Source organism: Desulfurobacterium crinifex, assembly GCF_054656775.1.
On the sequence record NZ_BAAHXO010000004.1, the window covers coordinates 1,196,411 to 1,211,462 of the forward strand.

At 37.7% G+C, this 15,052-nt stretch carries 13 protein-coding genes; 9 read left to right on the forward strand and 4 right to left on the reverse strand.

Annotation, left to right across the window (positions count from 1 at the left end; all coding sequences use genetic code 11):
• Positions 1-264: 264 nt before the first annotated feature.
• Genes glmM through folP form a run of 4 tightly spaced genes read right to left on the reverse strand, consistent with a single transcriptional unit; the run spans position 265 to position 4,256 of the window.
• The gene (gene glmM / locus ACYQ3A_RS08220; RefSeq protein WP_459896798.1) at positions 265-1,617 is read right to left on the reverse strand and encodes a phosphoglucosamine mutase; all 1,353 of its coding nucleotides are present in this window, start codon (positions 1,615-1,617) and stop codon (positions 265-267) included.
• Complete coding sequence (locus ACYQ3A_RS08225) at positions 1,614-2,258, reverse strand: YbbR-like domain-containing protein (protein WP_459896799.1); 645 nt, start codon at positions 2,256-2,258, stop codon at positions 1,614-1,616. Before ACYQ3A_RS08225 ends, glmM begins: the two co-directional genes overlap by 4 nt.
• Positions 2,242-3,054 (reverse strand): diadenylate cyclase CdaA, encoded by an 813-nt coding sequence (gene cdaA / locus ACYQ3A_RS08230; RefSeq protein ID WP_459896800.1) that lies wholly within the window; start codon positions 3,052-3,054, stop codon positions 2,242-2,244. The genes ACYQ3A_RS08225 and cdaA overlap by 17 nt, the downstream gene beginning before the upstream one ends.
• Positions 3,048-4,256 carry a dihydropteroate synthase gene (gene folP / locus ACYQ3A_RS08235; RefSeq protein ID WP_459896801.1) on the reverse strand — a complete coding sequence of 403 codons (1,209 nt, stop codon included), beginning with the start codon at positions 4,254-4,256 and terminating at the stop codon, positions 3,048-3,050. Before folP ends, cdaA begins: the two co-directional genes overlap by 7 nt.
• A gap of 64 nt (positions 4,257-4,320) precedes the next feature.
• On the opposite strand from folP, the gene ACYQ3A_RS08240 reads away from it, so the two are divergent.
• From ACYQ3A_RS08240 to ACYQ3A_RS08280, 9 genes are read left to right on the forward strand one after another with little or no spacing between them, the layout of a single operon-like run.
• Positions 4,321-6,966, forward strand: coding sequence for a CBS domain-containing protein (locus ACYQ3A_RS08240; RefSeq protein WP_459896803.1), 2,646 nt, complete (start codon positions 4,321-4,323; stop codon positions 6,964-6,966).
• The gene (locus ACYQ3A_RS08245; protein ID WP_459896805.1) at positions 6,953-7,765 is read left to right on the forward strand and encodes a hypothetical protein; all 813 of its coding nucleotides are present in this window, start codon (positions 6,953-6,955) and stop codon (positions 7,763-7,765) included. Before ACYQ3A_RS08240 ends, ACYQ3A_RS08245 begins: the two co-directional genes overlap by 14 nt.
• A 9-nt stretch (positions 7,766-7,774) precedes the next feature.
• Complete coding sequence (gene gspD / locus ACYQ3A_RS08250) at positions 7,775-9,667, forward strand: type II secretion system secretin GspD (RefSeq protein WP_459896806.1); 1,893 nt, start codon at positions 7,775-7,777, stop codon at positions 9,665-9,667.
• Complete coding sequence (gene gspE, locus ACYQ3A_RS08255) at positions 9,657-11,252, forward strand: type II secretion system ATPase GspE (protein ID WP_459896807.1); 1,596 nt, start codon at positions 9,657-9,659, stop codon at positions 11,250-11,252. Before gspD ends, gspE begins: the two co-directional genes overlap by 11 nt.
• A complete protein-coding gene (locus ACYQ3A_RS08260; RefSeq protein WP_459896808.1) occupies positions 11,252-12,460 on the forward strand; it encodes a type II secretion system F family protein in 1,209 nt (402 codons plus the stop codon). Before gspE ends, ACYQ3A_RS08260 begins: the two co-directional genes overlap by 1 nt.
• Positions 12,461-12,467: 7 nt before the next feature.
• A complete protein-coding gene (gene pilM / locus ACYQ3A_RS08265; RefSeq protein WP_459896810.1) occupies positions 12,468-13,517 on the forward strand; it encodes a type IV pilus assembly protein PilM in 1,050 nt (349 codons plus the stop codon).
• Complete coding sequence (locus ACYQ3A_RS08270; protein ID WP_459897445.1) at positions 13,504-14,067, forward strand: PilN domain-containing protein; 564 nt, start codon at positions 13,504-13,506, stop codon at positions 14,065-14,067. The genes pilM and ACYQ3A_RS08270 overlap by 14 nt, the downstream gene beginning before the upstream one ends.
• Positions 14,051-14,635 carry a type IV pilus inner membrane component PilO gene (locus ACYQ3A_RS08275; RefSeq protein WP_459896811.1) on the forward strand — a complete coding sequence of 195 codons (585 nt, stop codon included), beginning with the start codon at positions 14,051-14,053 and terminating at the stop codon, positions 14,633-14,635. The genes ACYQ3A_RS08270 and ACYQ3A_RS08275 overlap by 17 nt, the downstream gene beginning before the upstream one ends.
• Positions 14,636-14,641: 6 nt before the next feature.
• Positions 14,642-15,049, forward strand: coding sequence for a hypothetical protein (locus tag ACYQ3A_RS08280; protein ID WP_459896812.1), 408 nt, complete (start codon positions 14,642-14,644; stop codon positions 15,047-15,049).
• The last annotated feature ends 3 nt before the right edge of the window (positions 15,050-15,052 follow it).

Consider the following 15,052-nt stretch of genomic DNA (forward strand, 5'->3'; position numbering starts at 1 on the left):
AATTATTTCCTTTACAAGGTAATTCTCAACTTTAATTTACGATTTTTTAATACAAAAGGAAGGGCACCGGGTATAGACATGTTATACCGATACTGGATTGGAATTCCATTTTTTAAAAGAAAATAACAGAAAATTTCGTTTCTCTTGCTTTAATACTTTCTCACTAAAGAAGAAATTTATTTCAGTATTGGTATTACAACAATAGGAGGTTAGTATATAGATTACAAGCCCCCCCATAAATCTTATGAGGAGGCTCTTAAAACCTTACTCTTCAACTATACCTTCTTTTCTTATTGCTTCTTCTATAAGTTCTATTATTTCTTCAATCAGCTTTTCATTATCTGCTTCAACCATAATCCTGATGAGAGGTTCTGTTCCTGAATATCTTACAAGAACTCTACCTCTTCCTTCCATACGTTTCTCTGCTTGATCTATTGCCTCTCTAACCTTTTCCATCTTTTCTATTGGCTTTTTCTCTTTAACTTTCAGGTTCTTGAGCTTTTGAGGATACTTTTTCATCATGTTGGCAAGCTGACTTAGTGGTTTCCTTGTCGATTTCACAATAGATGCAAGGATAACGGAAGTTAGCAAACCATCACCTGTTTCAAGGAAATCTCTGAGGATTATGTGTCCTGACTGTTCGCCTCCTACGAGAGCTTCTGCTTCTACCATCTTTTCAGAAACGAGTCTATCTCCAACGTTCGTTCTTATGAGGTTTATACCGAGCTCCTTTAGAAAGAGTTCAAGTCCTATGTTACTCATAACAGTTGCAACAACAGTTTTGTTTCTGTCCATGTAGTGGGCTGCAAGGATTGCCATTATCTGATCGCCGTCAACGATTTCTCCATTTTCATCAACAGCAATACACCTGTCTCCATCACCGTCATAGGCAAATCCTACGTTAAGTTTTAAATCCTTGACTTTTGATGCAAGAAAATCGGGAGATGTTGCACCGCAAGCTTCATTGATGTTCAATCCATCAGGTTCGGCATTGAAGACGAAAACCTTTGCGCCTAAGGCTTTGAATATTTCTGGAGCTATCTTGAATGTTGCACCGTTTGCACAGTCGATTCCTATCTTGAGTCCGGCAAGGTACCTGCCTGCTGACTCTAAGAACTTTTCGTAGCCTTCTACAAGATTTTCTCCATCAAAAACTCTTCCAACGTTTTCAGGGGATGCCTTAGGGAGTTCAAACTTATTAAAGATAACAAGTTCAAGGGATGCCTCTTCTACCTCTGAAAACTTTCTTCCTTCTCTGTTGAAGAACTTTAAACCGTTGTATTCGTATGGGTTATGGGAAGCAGAAATCATTACTCCGCCAGATAGATTCCCTTCTCTAATGAAAAAGGAGATAGCAGGTGTGGGAACGACATCAACATCAATCACATCTACACTGGTTGAAGTTAATCCACTTATAAACGCAGTTTTAATCATGTCAGAGGAAAGCCTTGTGTCTTTTCCGACAACTACTGTGTGTTTTTCTTCTGGGAACTTGGAATTGAGGTAAACTCCGTAAGCTATTCCTATTTTTTGAACCATTTCAGGTGTTAAAGGATACCTGTTGGCAATTCCTCTAATACCATCCGTTCCAAACAGTCTTCTCTTCGGGATATTCATCTTCCCTCCTGTCTCGTTCTGATTATCAGTTTTACTCTATCAGGTTCTACTCTAAACTTGCTGACAATATTCAGGTAAATTTCAGCATTTCCCTTTATACTTGAAAGGTCTATCTTCTCGGTTTTGACTAAGCGTACTTCATTCTTTCTTTTTTCTGGTACGTAAACTATAACGTAGTTTGGCGAGAGAATCAGTTTGAGGTTTCTCCTTATTCCGGTTGCTTCCAATTTTACAGGGACCACCTTTTTTATAAGCTTCTCGACTTTAACCTCTATATACTTGGGATTTACTTTTTTTACCTTGGCTGAAGAGACAGGAAGCAAAATGTTCTCTTCTTTAAGTCTTACTCTTCCTTCTCCATTCTCTCTCAAGCTTAGTTCTTTGGGCAGGAGAACGTTAACCTGCCCTTTCTCTCTGAGGATGAGTAGATCCTTTCTATAACCCTCGACTGTCAGTTCTATTTCTCTGGGGGAATAGTCAACCACCTCGTAGTTTCCCGTTGGAATGGGATTTATACTAACCCTGATTTCAGCCTCTGTAATCTCCTTGTTTGTAGCAAGAAGCCAGAGCAGGATGGCAAAAATAAAAGCAAGAACCTTATAGTGGAACTTGTAGAAGATAAAGTCAAGTACTCCCTTCATTTCTCCTCTTGAGGTAGCCTAAGAGATTTTTCCTTTCTGAGGGCTTCTTTACAAGTAGTCCTTTCAGTACCTTCTTCAGTTTTTGTGGATCGAGGTTTTTAATCAACTTACCTGTGTAAGAAACTGAAACTGCTCCCGTCTCTTCAGATATCACTACAACCACAGCATCGGTTTCCTCTGTAATTCCTATTGCTGCTCTGTGTCTTGTTCCAACTGTTTGAGGAAGATTAGGATTTAGAGAAAGTGGTAAAAAAGCACCGGCTTTGTAGATTTTATCCCTCCTTATGATTGTTGCACCGTCGTGGAGAGGTGTCCCAGGCCAGAAAATTGTTATGAGGAGTTCCTTAGAAACATTTCCATCGATTATTGTTCCTGCCTCAACGTAGTTATCAAGGTTTATATCTCTCTCTATCACGATTAAAGCACCTATTCTGTCCTCAGACATGGAGGCAGAGGCCCTAACGATTTCTTCTATGACCTTTTCTGCCTCTTCTTCTGAAGAGAAACCACCAAACTGTTTTTCCCCTATTCTTGCTAAAATTCTCCTGATTTCGGGTTGGAAGATAACTAACAGTGCAAATATTCCAATGGTTATTAAATTGTTGAAGATGAAGGAGAGGGTGTAGAAGTGAAAGAACTTTGCTATTACGCTAAAAATCAATAGCATTAAAAGCCCTATGAGAATCTGAATGGCTCTTGTTTCAGAAAGATAAACAAAGATTCTGTAAATAAGAAAAGCCACTATCAGTATATCTATAACGTCCCATGGGGTAATTTTCGGTATGGTTTCTAACAATTGACCTCCTCTATCGCAAGAAGGGTATCAAGAAATCTCTTTGTTTCTTTAACGTCATGAACTCTTACTATTTTTGCTCCTCTGATTACCGAAGCGTAGATGGATGCAAGAGTTCCTTCCAACCTTTTTCTGGGATCACTTTCGCCTGTAATTGCTCCGATAAAGCTTTTCCTGGAAGTTCCGATAAGAATTGGAAGTCCAAATATTTTAAATTCTGAAAGTCTTTTCAAGATGCTAAGGTTATCTTCCAGTCGTTTCCCAAAACCTATTCCCGGATCTATTATCAGCTGTTCTTTTTTAATTCCCTTTTTCTTTGCATCTTCAATGGTTTTCTCAAAATACTGGATGATTTCCCTTACAACATCTTCGTAATATGGGGCTTTTTGCATATCCTTTGGTGTTCCCTTTATGTGCATTATCACTGCTGGACAACCCCGTTTAGCCACGAGTTCTGTCATTTTTGGATCAAAGTGAAAGCCACTGATGTCATTAACTATGTCTGCTCCAGCGTCAAGTGCCTTTTCTGCCACTTCCGATTTGTAGGTGTCGATTGATATGAAGAATTTGTCACCAAGTTTTTTTCTTATCTCTTCAATAACAGGAATAGTTCGTCTGATCTCCTCCTCCAGAGGTACAGGTTCAGAACCAGGTCTTGTTGATTCTCCTCCTATGTCTATTACACTGGCACCGTTTTCAAGCATTTCCTCGCAGTGTTTTACCGCTCTATCGATTGAAAGGAACTCTCCCCCATCAGAGAAAGAATCGGGAGTAACGTTCAGGATTCCCATTATGGTTGGCTTTTTAAGATTGAGTTCCTTTCCTCTATAACTGATGGTAAATTCTCCTTTTGCGTAGTTTCTCAGTACTTCTTCAAGTTTTTCTGCAAGCTGTTTTAATCCAAATGGTTGTAGTCTTAACTTATCTATAAGTCTTGAAAGGCTTCTTTCTGTAGCCATCAGGAGAACAGTACAGGTTCCCTTCTCAAACAGTGAGGCTTTTCTGGGAACACCACAGTCTCCACCAGCAGATATTGCATCCTGCTTGAGAATGTTGGCAGCTCTTGTATCGATTCCCGATATTTCTATATTAAGGGTAAAAGCCTTCGATGACAGGATTTCTGCTCCAGCTTCCGTATTACCTATTAAGAGAAGATACCTTTTGAGTTCCCCTTTGTCTTTGAACTCTCTTATTGTTACAAACACTTGGAATCTCCAGGAAGTTATAATTTGATCCTTAGCTTAGTAATTATATTCACTTGGGAGTTTCATGGGAACGGTTATAACAACTCACAAAAATATGGACTTAGATGCTCTTGGGGCGATTATAGCCGCTAAAAATCTTTATCCTGATGCTGTTGTTGTTCTTCCAGATACAAAAGGAAGCGATGTTGTTAAACTGCTTTCTGAGAATCCGGAACTTATCGATTTCGTTGAAGAAAGCAATTACAGTCCGGAAGATGTTGATAAAGTGATAATTGTCGATACCGATAACGCTGAAAGAATACCTGATAACATTAAAAAGCTAATAAAAGAGAAAAAAGTTAAGACGATCATCTACGATCACCATTCGCCAGAAACTGATTTGGAAAATGTGGAAATCCACTACAAAGCTGTCGGTTCCACCACCTCAATTATGACCTTCCTTTTAAAAGGAAGGAAGCTTATACCGTCTCCCATTGAAGCCTCTGTTATGCTTACAGGAATCTATGCCGATACTGGAACGTTTAGGTTCCCTTCAACTTCTCCTCTTGATTTTCTGGCAGCAGCTTATCTCCTTTCCATAGGGGCGAATATTGAGTTTGTTAAAAAGTATCTGCCTTTAGAGCTTTCCGATAAGGAACTTGATATCCTGAAAATTCTGAAAGATAACCTTAAGACTGTGGAAATTCACGGTAACCTAATTGGTATTACGTATGGCAGGTTTGATTCTTACATTGGTGATGTTGCCCATCTTGTCAGCAAGCTCTTAGAGATAAGTGGTCTGCCAGCTGTTGTTGCTGCACTTGGAGTTGGAGGAACTGTGTTTCTAATAGGGAGATCAAGGACTCCCAAAGTGGATGTTTCAAAAGTTGCAGGTTGCTTTGGAGGAGGAGGACATCCAGAAGCTGCATCAGCTTCGATAAAAGGAAAAACTGTTTTCGAAGTCCTGGAGAATTTGCGGGAGGTACTCGAACAGGTAGTAGAACCGCTTAAAAGAGCTAAAGATATAATGACTTCCCCTCCTATCGTTGTTCCTGAGGATTTTTCTGTGGAGAAAGCGAGAGCTCTTCTTATGAAAAACAGTATAAATGCTGCTCCGGTTGTGGACAGGGAAGGAAGAATTGTTGGGATAGTTAACAGATCCCTTCTTGATAAAGCAATCTACATGGGACTAAAAAGTGAAGTAGTTTCTGAAGTTATGGAAAGGGATTTCTTTTATGTCTCTCCCGAAACCCATCTTGGAGATGTTGAAAAGATAATAATTGAAAGGCATCAAACATTTGTTCCTGTCGTTGAAAATGGAAAACCAGTAGGTGTTATCACAAGAACGGATATCTTGATGAACCTATATAAGGATGAAATTTCAACCATATCCAGATTTTATGAGAAGAGAACTCTTTCTTCTCCCAGATACAGGAACGTTGCTCAGATGCTTCTGGAAAGTCTGCCTGAGAATCTTCTAAATCTTCTCAAAGAGATCGGGAAGTTTGCCGATGAAGTAGGAATTAATGCTTACATTATTGGAGGATTTGTAAGAGATCTGATCATCGGCAGGAAAAATTTCGATGTGGATATTGTTGTTGAGGGAGATGCCACTGAGTTTGCGAAGAAACTTGCAAAACGAATGGGAGCAAAAGTTCATACCTTTGATAGATTCAAGACAGCTACGGTTGTTTTTCATGACGGTTTTCGAATCGATTTTGCCTCTGCAAGGACAGAGGTTTACAGAGCTCCGGGAGCTCTTCCAGAAGTCGATATGGCACCACTCAAAAAGGATCTGATGAGGAGAGATTTCACGATAAACACACTTGCAATAAAGCTTAACAAAAAAGACTTCGGAAAGCTCATCGATTTCTTTGGAGGCCTTAAAGATATAAAGGACAGGAAGATAAGAATTCTTCACTCTCTTTCCTTCGTTGAAGATCCCACCCGAATTTTGAGAGCTCTAAGATTTGCTACCCGTTACAGATTTGACTTAGGAACACACACAGAAAAACTATTGAAGATAGCTGTTCGAAGAAAGCTGTTTAAAACTGTTGAGGGGCAGAGGATTTATCACGAGCTGAAACAGATATTCCTTGAGGATAATCCCTTAAGGGTACTCAACCGTCTTGACCATTACGGGATACTTTCTTCCCTATTTCCTTCAGTGAACTGGGATAGGAAGAAAAAGGATCTTTTCGGGAGGATTAGAAAGATAATAACCTGGCATAAGCTAAACTTTCCAGATATGGAGGTTAAATATTATCTTCTCTACTTTGGAGCTCTGTTGATAGGTCAATCCTACCAGCAAATAGATAGCTACCTTGAAGAACTGGCAGTTCCGGAAAAAGACAGGAGTGTTCTTAAAGAACTCCTTTCAAAACCACAGTCCATTCTGAAACAAATTGATATGAACAAGAAGAACAGTGAGATTTTTATGTTACTGAGCAATCTTTCTGAGGAGGTTCTTCTCTTTACAGCTGCACTGACCGAAGAGGAGTGGAAGAGGGAAAAAATTCTCGAATACCTACGGACATGGAGATTTATAAAACCAGCAGTAGATGGAGAGGACTTAAAATCCTTAGGACTTAAACCTGGTCCAGTTTTTAAGAGAATCCTAAATGAGTTAAAATACAGAATTATTGACGCAAAGATCTCTGAAGACAGGGAAGAACAACTACGGTTTGTGAAGGCCATGGTAAATAAAGAGGAAAAGAATGTTGCAGAATAGATTAAATCTCTGGTTAATAGTTGTCTCTCTTATTTTCTTTTCCTACTCAGCGGCTGTTTTCGTTTCATCATTTTCTCTTTTGAAACTGAAACCTTGTGTTTCCATAAACCTCTCCTTTAGCTCACCCCATAAACTGCCTGCTGTACCTTCACCCTACATTGAGAAAGAAGGTTTCTTTAAGTCTCCAGTAAAGACTGAGAAACTTGAACCTGAAAAGAAAGAAGAAGTTATTATTAACCTTGAAAACTTTGTCTTAAAAGGAACTATCGTATGTAGTCAGTGTGGTCACAGTATAGTTATCTTAAAGGACACAAAAACAGGAAAGACAATAACTGTGTCTGAAGGAAAGGAGATAGAGGGATTTAAAGTTTTAAAGGTATATCCAGACTACGTACTGTTATCAAGAAATGGAAAGGAATATGTTCTAAGGCTATTTAAGAAAGAAGAATCCAAAGTGAAAGGAATAAACACAGTTTCAAACTCAACTTCCACAAACGTTTTTAAGGTTAAAAGAAAAGAAGTTATAGAGGAGATATCCTCAGGAAAGTTTCTGAAGTACATAAACATTACACCTTATACAAAACCTGAAGGTCTTAAGATTAACTATGTGAGTAGGAAGAGCTTCATCTATAAACTGGGAATTAAACCAGGGGATGTCATTACATCCATTAACGATATTCATCTCAAAACGCCTGAAGATTCATTTTCTGCCTTTGAACAGCTTAAGAATTCGGATTCAATTACAATTACAGTAGTAAGAAGAGGTAGAGAGGTAAAACTCCATTATGAGCTTGAATAGGGGGATGATATGAAAAAGTTTTTAACCCTTTTAACTGTTATATCCGTTATCTTTTCTACACCGGTTAATGCTCAAGAAACAGGCAGGACAGTTCAAGTAAACTTTGATTCTGTTGATATACAGGATTTCACAAAGGTTGTTAGTCAGGCAGTGGGTAAAAACTTTATAATCCCACCTTCTCTAAAAGGAAAGATTACGATAATATCACCCAAACCCATTCCGAAAAGAGAACTCTTCAATCTCTATGTTGCAGCGCTTGACGGACTTGGTTATCAGGTTGTTGAATACAAAGATTATGTAAAAATTGTTAAAAATAGAGAAGCTCCAAAAGAGAGCTCTACCGTAAAGACGGGTCCTGTGGATGGTGGAGATAAAATCCTAACTTACATAATTGTTCCAAATCACCTTCAGGTTAATAACATTCAGAGTCTTGTAAAAAATCTTCTTTCTCCTGTAGGGAGAATAAGCATCGTTCGTGATTCAAATGCCATAGTTATTACAGATAAGGAGAAAAATATTCACAGGATAGAAACTGTTATTAGAAGACTTGATAGAGCTCCTATGAAAATGGAAATTGTTTCCTTTGAGATAAAAAATGGAAAAGTTGGAGATGTAGAAAAAATCCTGAAGGCACTTCTTGACAAGACATTTGCTTTTGATATAGCCAGATCGGTTCCTCTTCCAGGAAGAGATTATTACCATTTTGCTATTGATAAAAGAACCAATACACTTTTTGTTGTTGGCACGAAAAAGGTTATAGAGGAAATAAGATCTCTCCTTCCAGATATTGACAAGCCTCTGAACGTAGAGGATGGAAACATCCACATAATCAGGCTGAATTATGCATTTGCAGAAGATATGGCAAAGATTCTCAATAAACTTTTCAAGGGAACTTCTAAAAGATCCATGGGACTGACTGGAGAGGTCAAAATAGTAGCCGATAAGTCAAGCAATGCTCTTATTGTTCTTTCCTCTCCTTCAGATTTTAAAGTAGTGAAGGAGGTAATTAACAGCATTGACATAAAGAGACCTCAGGTTTTTGTAGAAGTTCAAATCGTTGAAATGTCTATGGATAAACTTCTCCAGCTTGGTGTGGAGTGGAAATTTCTCTCAAGGGGAGACTTAGTTCCTTTTGGAGGGAGTCTTTACGGTAACCTTCCTCTTCAAGAAGGATACCCTTCTGCTTCTCCAGGGCTTCTTCTTGGTATAGCAAAATGGAGAGAAGGAATGCCAGATATTGGACTGCTTCTTAACGCCTATGCAAAAGAGGGTGGTGTAAACGTTATTGCCACACCACAGATTTTAACTTTAGACAACGAAGAAGCAGAGATAAACATTTCGAAGGTAATCCCTTACTCCACAGGAATGAAGTACGATGCCAACAACAACCCGGTTATAAGCTACGACTATAAAGATGTTGGAATAACTCTGAAAATCACTCCCCATATTACAGCCTCTGGGGAAGTGAGACTTAAGATCTATGAAAAAGTTGAAGATGTTGTTGGGTATGCCAACGCAGATCAGACTGCTCCTATAACTTCAAAGCGGGAAGCAAAAACGACAGTTGATGTTCAGGATGGACAGACACTTGTTATTGGAGGACTTATAAAGAACAAAAAACTTACAACGGTTGAGAGGGTTCCTGTTCTCGGTAATCTTCCAGTTATTGGAAATCTCTTCAGGAAGACTGGACATCAGATTGAGAAAACCAACCTCCTTGTTTTTATCACTCCAAAGGTTGTCAGGAATAAAGAAGAGGAAAATGCTCTAACGATAGAAAAAGTAAACCTCTATAGGGAAAACATTAGAAAAATCGTTGAATCAAGGAAGGGAGTTACTTCAGACGTTAAGGGTTTTGGAAAATTCAACTTAGGTGAAGGACTGGAAGTAAATGTTAAGTGAGAGAGATTTCATTCAAAAGCTACGTTTGAAAAGGCTTATTCCCGAGAAAGAGGTTTCCTCTTTCAGGGAAGTGGTGGGAATATTAAAATGGGAAACATCTGAGATTAAAAAACTATTTGAAGAGGCAGGTTTCCCTTTTCTTGATAAGCTCCCTCAACCTGAAGAGGATTCTCTTCAGAGGTTATCCCTCTCTTTTATTAGAAGAGAGCGGATAATTCCTTTAAAAGAAAATGAGCTTGAAGTGGAGATAGCAACGGATAATCCCTTTAACTACGAAGGGATTAAAAAAGTTGAATGGATATTCTCCAAACCCGTTCGAACGGTTGTTGTTCCATTTGATGAGATCAACAAGTTTCTGATGTCTGAAGAGTCGGTAGATGAGCAAGAAGAGTTTGTTGACCAATACGGGGAAGATATTCTTATATCCCAAGAAGAAGCACCTACAATTCAGTTCATCAACGATGTTCTGATGACTGCAGTCAGGGTAAAGGCAAGTGATATTCATTTTGAACCTTTTAAAGACAGAATGAGGATAAGACTAAGAATTGATGGAGTTTTAAAGACCCTGAAGGAGGTTTCTGCTTCCAAAGTTCCTTCGATTGTCTCAAGGCTTAAAATCATGTCAAAACTTGACATTGCTGAAAAGAGGCTTCCCCAGGATGGAAGAATAATGATAAAAGTAGGTGGGAAAGAGATAGATATCCGTGTTTCAACTCTTCCAACCTACTTTGGAGAGAGAATTGTTCTAAGGCTTTTGTCAAAAGAGAGTATTCTCTACTCCACGAAGGAGCTCGGTCTCCTCGGAGAGGATTATCAGAAGTTTGAAAAGCTAATCCATACCCCTCACGGTATTATTTTAGTAACAGGACCAACAGGATCAGGAAAGACCACCACTCTCTATGCAGCGCTTTCTGAAATAAACAGTGAGGAGGTTAATATAATTACCGTTGAAGATCCTGTTGAGTATCAGCTTGATGGCATATCTCAGGTTCAGGTAAAGCCAGAAATTGGTCTCACCTTTGCAAGTGCTTTAAGGAGCATCCTGCGTCAGGATCCAGATGTAATAATGATTGGAGAGATAAGAGACCTTGAAACGGCTGAGATAGCAATCCAGTCTGCTTTGACAGGACACCTTGTTTTTTCTACTCTCCATACCAATGATTCGGCGTCCTCAGTTACGAGACTTTTAGATATGGGAATTGAACCGTTTCTTGTTGCATCCTCGGTTATAGGCGTAATAGCACAGAGGCTTGTTAGGAAGATATGTCCTCATTGCAAGGTTCCTTACAAACCCACAACTGAGGAATTGAAAGAAATAGGGCTTGAAAACTTTGAAGGAGAACTCTTCAAAGGTATGGGCTGTGAGCACTGTATGGGAACAGGGTATATTGGAAGAACTGCCATATACGAAATTCTTATTGTTGATAAAGATGTAAAAAGAGCTATTCTTGAAAACAAAGACTCTGACATTATAAAAACTCTGGCAGTTGAAAAAGGAATGAAGACTCTAAGAATGGATGGAGCAGAAAAGGTTAAAATGGGCATTACAACCGTTGAAGAAGTTCTAAGGGTTACAAGAGGATAATGGGAGTATTTACTTATAAAGGTTACGATAGAGAGGGAAAAGAACAAAAAGGTGTAGTTGAAGCTTCTTCTCGATCTATCGCAGTTTCTATATTGAAGTCTAAAGGGGTTTTTCCATATGAGATTAAAGAGGTAGTTACTAAGAAGAAGAAATTCTCTTTTACCCTTTTTAGACGTTCCTTTTCAAATCAGGAATTAGCAATATTCTTTCGAACATTAGCAACACTTTTAGAAGCAGGAATTCCTTTGGTTGAAGCCATAGAATCTCTATCTGAAGAAGTAAAAGAAGATAGAAAAAAACTCTTCCTTTCTACTGTAGTTAATAGCTTGAGAGAAGGTAGAAACCTGTCAGAATCCCTGAGGGAAGCCGGGATAAAGGATCCTATAATAGTAAGCTTTGTTGCTTCTGGAGAAAAAGGGGGTACTCTTGTTCAAAATTTAGAAGTAATTGCTTCTATCTTAGAAAAAAGAGAAGAAATGAAATCTATCCTTATAAATGCTCTGATTTATCCAGTGGTTCTTTTGACCGTCGCCATTGGAGTGGTTATTTTCATGATGGTTACAGTAATACCAAAGATCGTTTCCATATACACTTCTATGAAGTTAGCACTTCCTTTAAGCACAAAGATTACCTTGGCTATAAGTAACGGTTTCGTTCATTATTATCCAATAATTCTTCTTTCTATATTGCTGATAGTTTTCATTTTTCTACTTGTAGAAAAGAAAGAGAAGAAGAAACTGGATAAATTGAAATTACAGATTCCAGTTTTTGGTAGATTAATTCTTTATATAGAATTACAGCGTTTTTTAGAAACTCTCAGCAGTTTATTAAGGGCTGGCGTTCCTATTGTAGAGGCTATGACATCTGCTATCTATACCGTTAAAAACAACAATTTAAGAGATAAACTGTTGCGGATTCATGAGGAATTAAAGAAGGGAAAAAGCCTTGTTAATCTCTTTTCCCAGGAGATAAAGGAACTTCCTGTAGTTGTTTTACAGTTGATTAAAGCTGGTGAACAAAGTGGTAATCTGGCAACTCTCCTTTTAAAAGCCTCCAATTTCTTGCGTACAGAGGTAGAAGTACGTGTGAAGAACCTGACATCCTTGCTTGAGCCTGCCACCATGCTATTGGTGGGATTAATTGTTGGTTTTATAGTATTTTCTTTATTGCTACCCATTGTAGGAATAAGTACTATAAATAGTATGTGAGGACAAAATGGGGTGGCTAACGAAGTTTTTGAGGGGAGGAGATTACTGTCTCCCAGGTCTTGATATAGGTTCATACAGCTTAAAGCTCGTTCAGTTAGAAAAAAACAAGAATCGTTATAAGCTTAAAATAAAATCCGAGTATGTTTATGAGGATCAAATTTTTGCTGGTACAGAAATAATCGATTTGTTTTTGCTGTCTTCTTATATCAAAGAATTCTTTAAGTCCAATGAAATAAAAGAAAAAGAAGTAGCAATTCATGTTCCTTTAACTTCATGCTTTTACAGTGTTATCAGTGTTCCTTCTTCAAGAAATCCGGAAGAAGCTGTAATGAATTACATGCAAAGCATAATTACTCCAGAAGAATTAGCAGAGGTTAAGATAGACTATAGGGTCCTGCCTGTGTCGATAGATAAAAATAATATAGATATTGCTGTTGCTGCTGTTAAAAGAGATTTTCTCGAAGAAAGAATAGGAGTAATTACCCATGCTGGATTGAGTCCTGTGGTTATTGATATAGAACCAGCAGCAATCAATAACCAGTTTTATCTTAATTATCCAGAAAGTACAGCGTATCCTGTTTGTCTTGTTGATATTGGGGCAACTTTTACGAAAATTGTTATTTCTTTTGGTGGGTATCCATATCTGACCAGAAACGTTGAGTATGGAGGATATTCAATTACTGAGCAGCTACAGAAAGAGTTTATACTTGGTGTTGAAGATGCAGAAGAGTTGAAGAGAGGAAATAGTGTCAAGGATGTTACATATGAAGAGGCTTTCAACAGAGTTATCATCAAGTCTATTAAAAAAATAGTAACTGAAATATTGTGGACAATAGAGAACTTTAGAGATCGTTTTAATCTGGATGTGGACAAGATCTATCTTTATGGTGGTTCCTCAAAATTAAAAGGAATTGTAGAAGTAGTTAAGGAGTTGACAGGTAAAGAGGTTTACAAAGGAGCTCCTTTTAGCCTTTCAGGCATAGAGGCTGGTGAGGAGTTTGGAGTGGCAGTTGGTTTAAGTTTGAGATATAAGGGTGATAGCAATGTTAAGGTTTAACTTTGCAGAAACACGAAAATCTAAGTTTATTAAATACGTTCGTCCAGACTTATTTTTTGTTGTTTTCCTGGTGTCTCTTGTTTTTGCAATTGATCTGTATTGGGAACAAACGATAACCAGCGAGATGGCAAGAGTGAAGAGTGAAATCCAGAAATTGGAACTGGAAAAGAAAAAATCTAAAAGGATTGAAGGAAAGAGAAAAAAATTAATCAAATACAAGGAGGAACTTCAAAAAAAGTTAGCTGTTGTTAAAGAGCTGGAGAGGAAGAGGTATGTTCCTCAATTTCTCTATTTCTTTGGAAATAAGAAAAACACCTCTGGTATATGGTTTGACTACATTTCGTACAGTGAAAATTCATTAAATCTGGAAGGATATTCCATGAATTTAGAATATCTGTATAGTTTCATCAGGAAACTTGACAGTAATCTTGGGACAGTTCTCTTCAAAAATGCTAATTTGCAGACTATAGAGTTAAAAAAACTCAATAGAAAAATAAATTATTACAAGTTTCGGGTAAGCCTGGAGTTAAAAGATGGAATTTCTCATTAGTATTTATGAAAGATGGACGGAAATTCCTCGTTGGCAAAAATGGTTAACTATCATGTCTATAGCAATTGTTCTCTTCTTTGCTCTCTATTTTTTACGTATAGTTCCATTAAATGAACAGTTATTGGCGGACAAGAAAAAACTTGAATCTCTACGTTTGACAGTAAATAAACTAAAAGTAGTTGAGAAAAAGAAAAATAAACTGGAGAAAGAGATTAATAACTTAAAGAAGGAGCTTGAATCGATTGAAGAAGAACTTCCAACAGGAAGAGAGGAAGTAAGTAAAATAATTCGTTCTATATCTGAAGCTGATAGTGGAGTAACTGTAGTTAGTATAAAAAGAGGTTCACCTATCAGTAAAAAGTATTATGTGGAGGTTCCTTATAATATAGAATTAAAAAGTACTTATTCTCAATTTGTTCACTGGTGTGAAAAGCTTTCCAAAAGTGACAGGATAATAAACTTTGGTAATCTCTCAATACGAGCAAATAGGTCAAAAAGTGAAAGAGATATAAAAGACTATACAATAAGTGTAAGCCTTCAAATAAAAGCCTTCAACTTAAAGAGGTGAACAGTCGTGAAAACGCTATTTATCTGTTTGATGGTTCTTTTCTTGCCCCAATTTTCCCACTCGACCGAGATAAGCGATCCCTTTGTTAATCCTTTGGAGAAATCTCTATCTAAGAAAGAGAATGTAGCAATTAAGAAAAGAGAAGATGTTATAAATCTTTACATTCCGGCTATCGATAAGAGTTTTGATGAACTAAGGATAGAAGGTATCATTGGAGTAGGTGATAAAAATTTTCTTGTAGTTAAAGACCCAGAAATAGAGAAGGTTTACATGTTAAAAGAAGGGGACGCTGTGTCTCCAGATACAAAAATAGAGAAAATTTTCCATGATGAAGTTATCCTTGTAAAGTATTACAAAGAGGGTAAGGAACTAAAGAAGAGAGCTATCAGGCTGAAAGTGGATAAGGAGGAGTAAGAA

What these genes read in the sequence shown, in the direction of transcription:
- glmM (WP_459896798.1), bottom strand. Translation starts at nt 1,617, where the DNA reads ATGAATATCCCGAAGAGAAGACTGTTTGGAACGGATGGTATTAGAGGA.
- ACYQ3A_RS08225 (WP_459896799.1), bottom strand. Translation starts at nt 2,258, where the DNA reads ATGAAGGGAGTACTTGACTTTATCTTCTACAAGTTCCACTATAAGGTT.
- ACYQ3A_RS08240 (WP_459896803.1), top strand. Translation starts at nt 4,321, where the DNA reads ATGGGAACGGTTATAACAACTCACAAAAATATGGACTTAGATGCTCTT.
- ACYQ3A_RS08245 (WP_459896805.1), top strand. Translation starts at nt 6,953, where the DNA reads ATGTTGCAGAATAGATTAAATCTCTGGTTAATAGTTGTCTCTCTTATT.
- gspD (WP_459896806.1), top strand. Translation starts at nt 7,775, where the DNA reads ATGAAAAAGTTTTTAACCCTTTTAACTGTTATATCCGTTATCTTTTCT.
- gspE (WP_459896807.1), top strand. Translation starts at nt 9,657, where the DNA reads ATGTTAAGTGAGAGAGATTTCATTCAAAAGCTACGTTTGAAAAGGCTT.
- ACYQ3A_RS08260 (WP_459896808.1), top strand. Translation starts at nt 11,252, where the DNA reads ATGGGAGTATTTACTTATAAAGGTTACGATAGAGAGGGAAAAGAACAA.
- pilM (WP_459896810.1), top strand. Translation starts at nt 12,468, where the DNA reads ATGGGGTGGCTAACGAAGTTTTTGAGGGGAGGAGATTACTGTCTCCCA.
- ACYQ3A_RS08270 (WP_459897445.1), top strand. Translation starts at nt 13,504, where the DNA reads ATGTTAAGGTTTAACTTTGCAGAAACACGAAAATCTAAGTTTATTAAA.
- ACYQ3A_RS08275 (WP_459896811.1), top strand. Translation starts at nt 14,051, where the DNA reads ATGGAATTTCTCATTAGTATTTATGAAAGATGGACGGAAATTCCTCGT.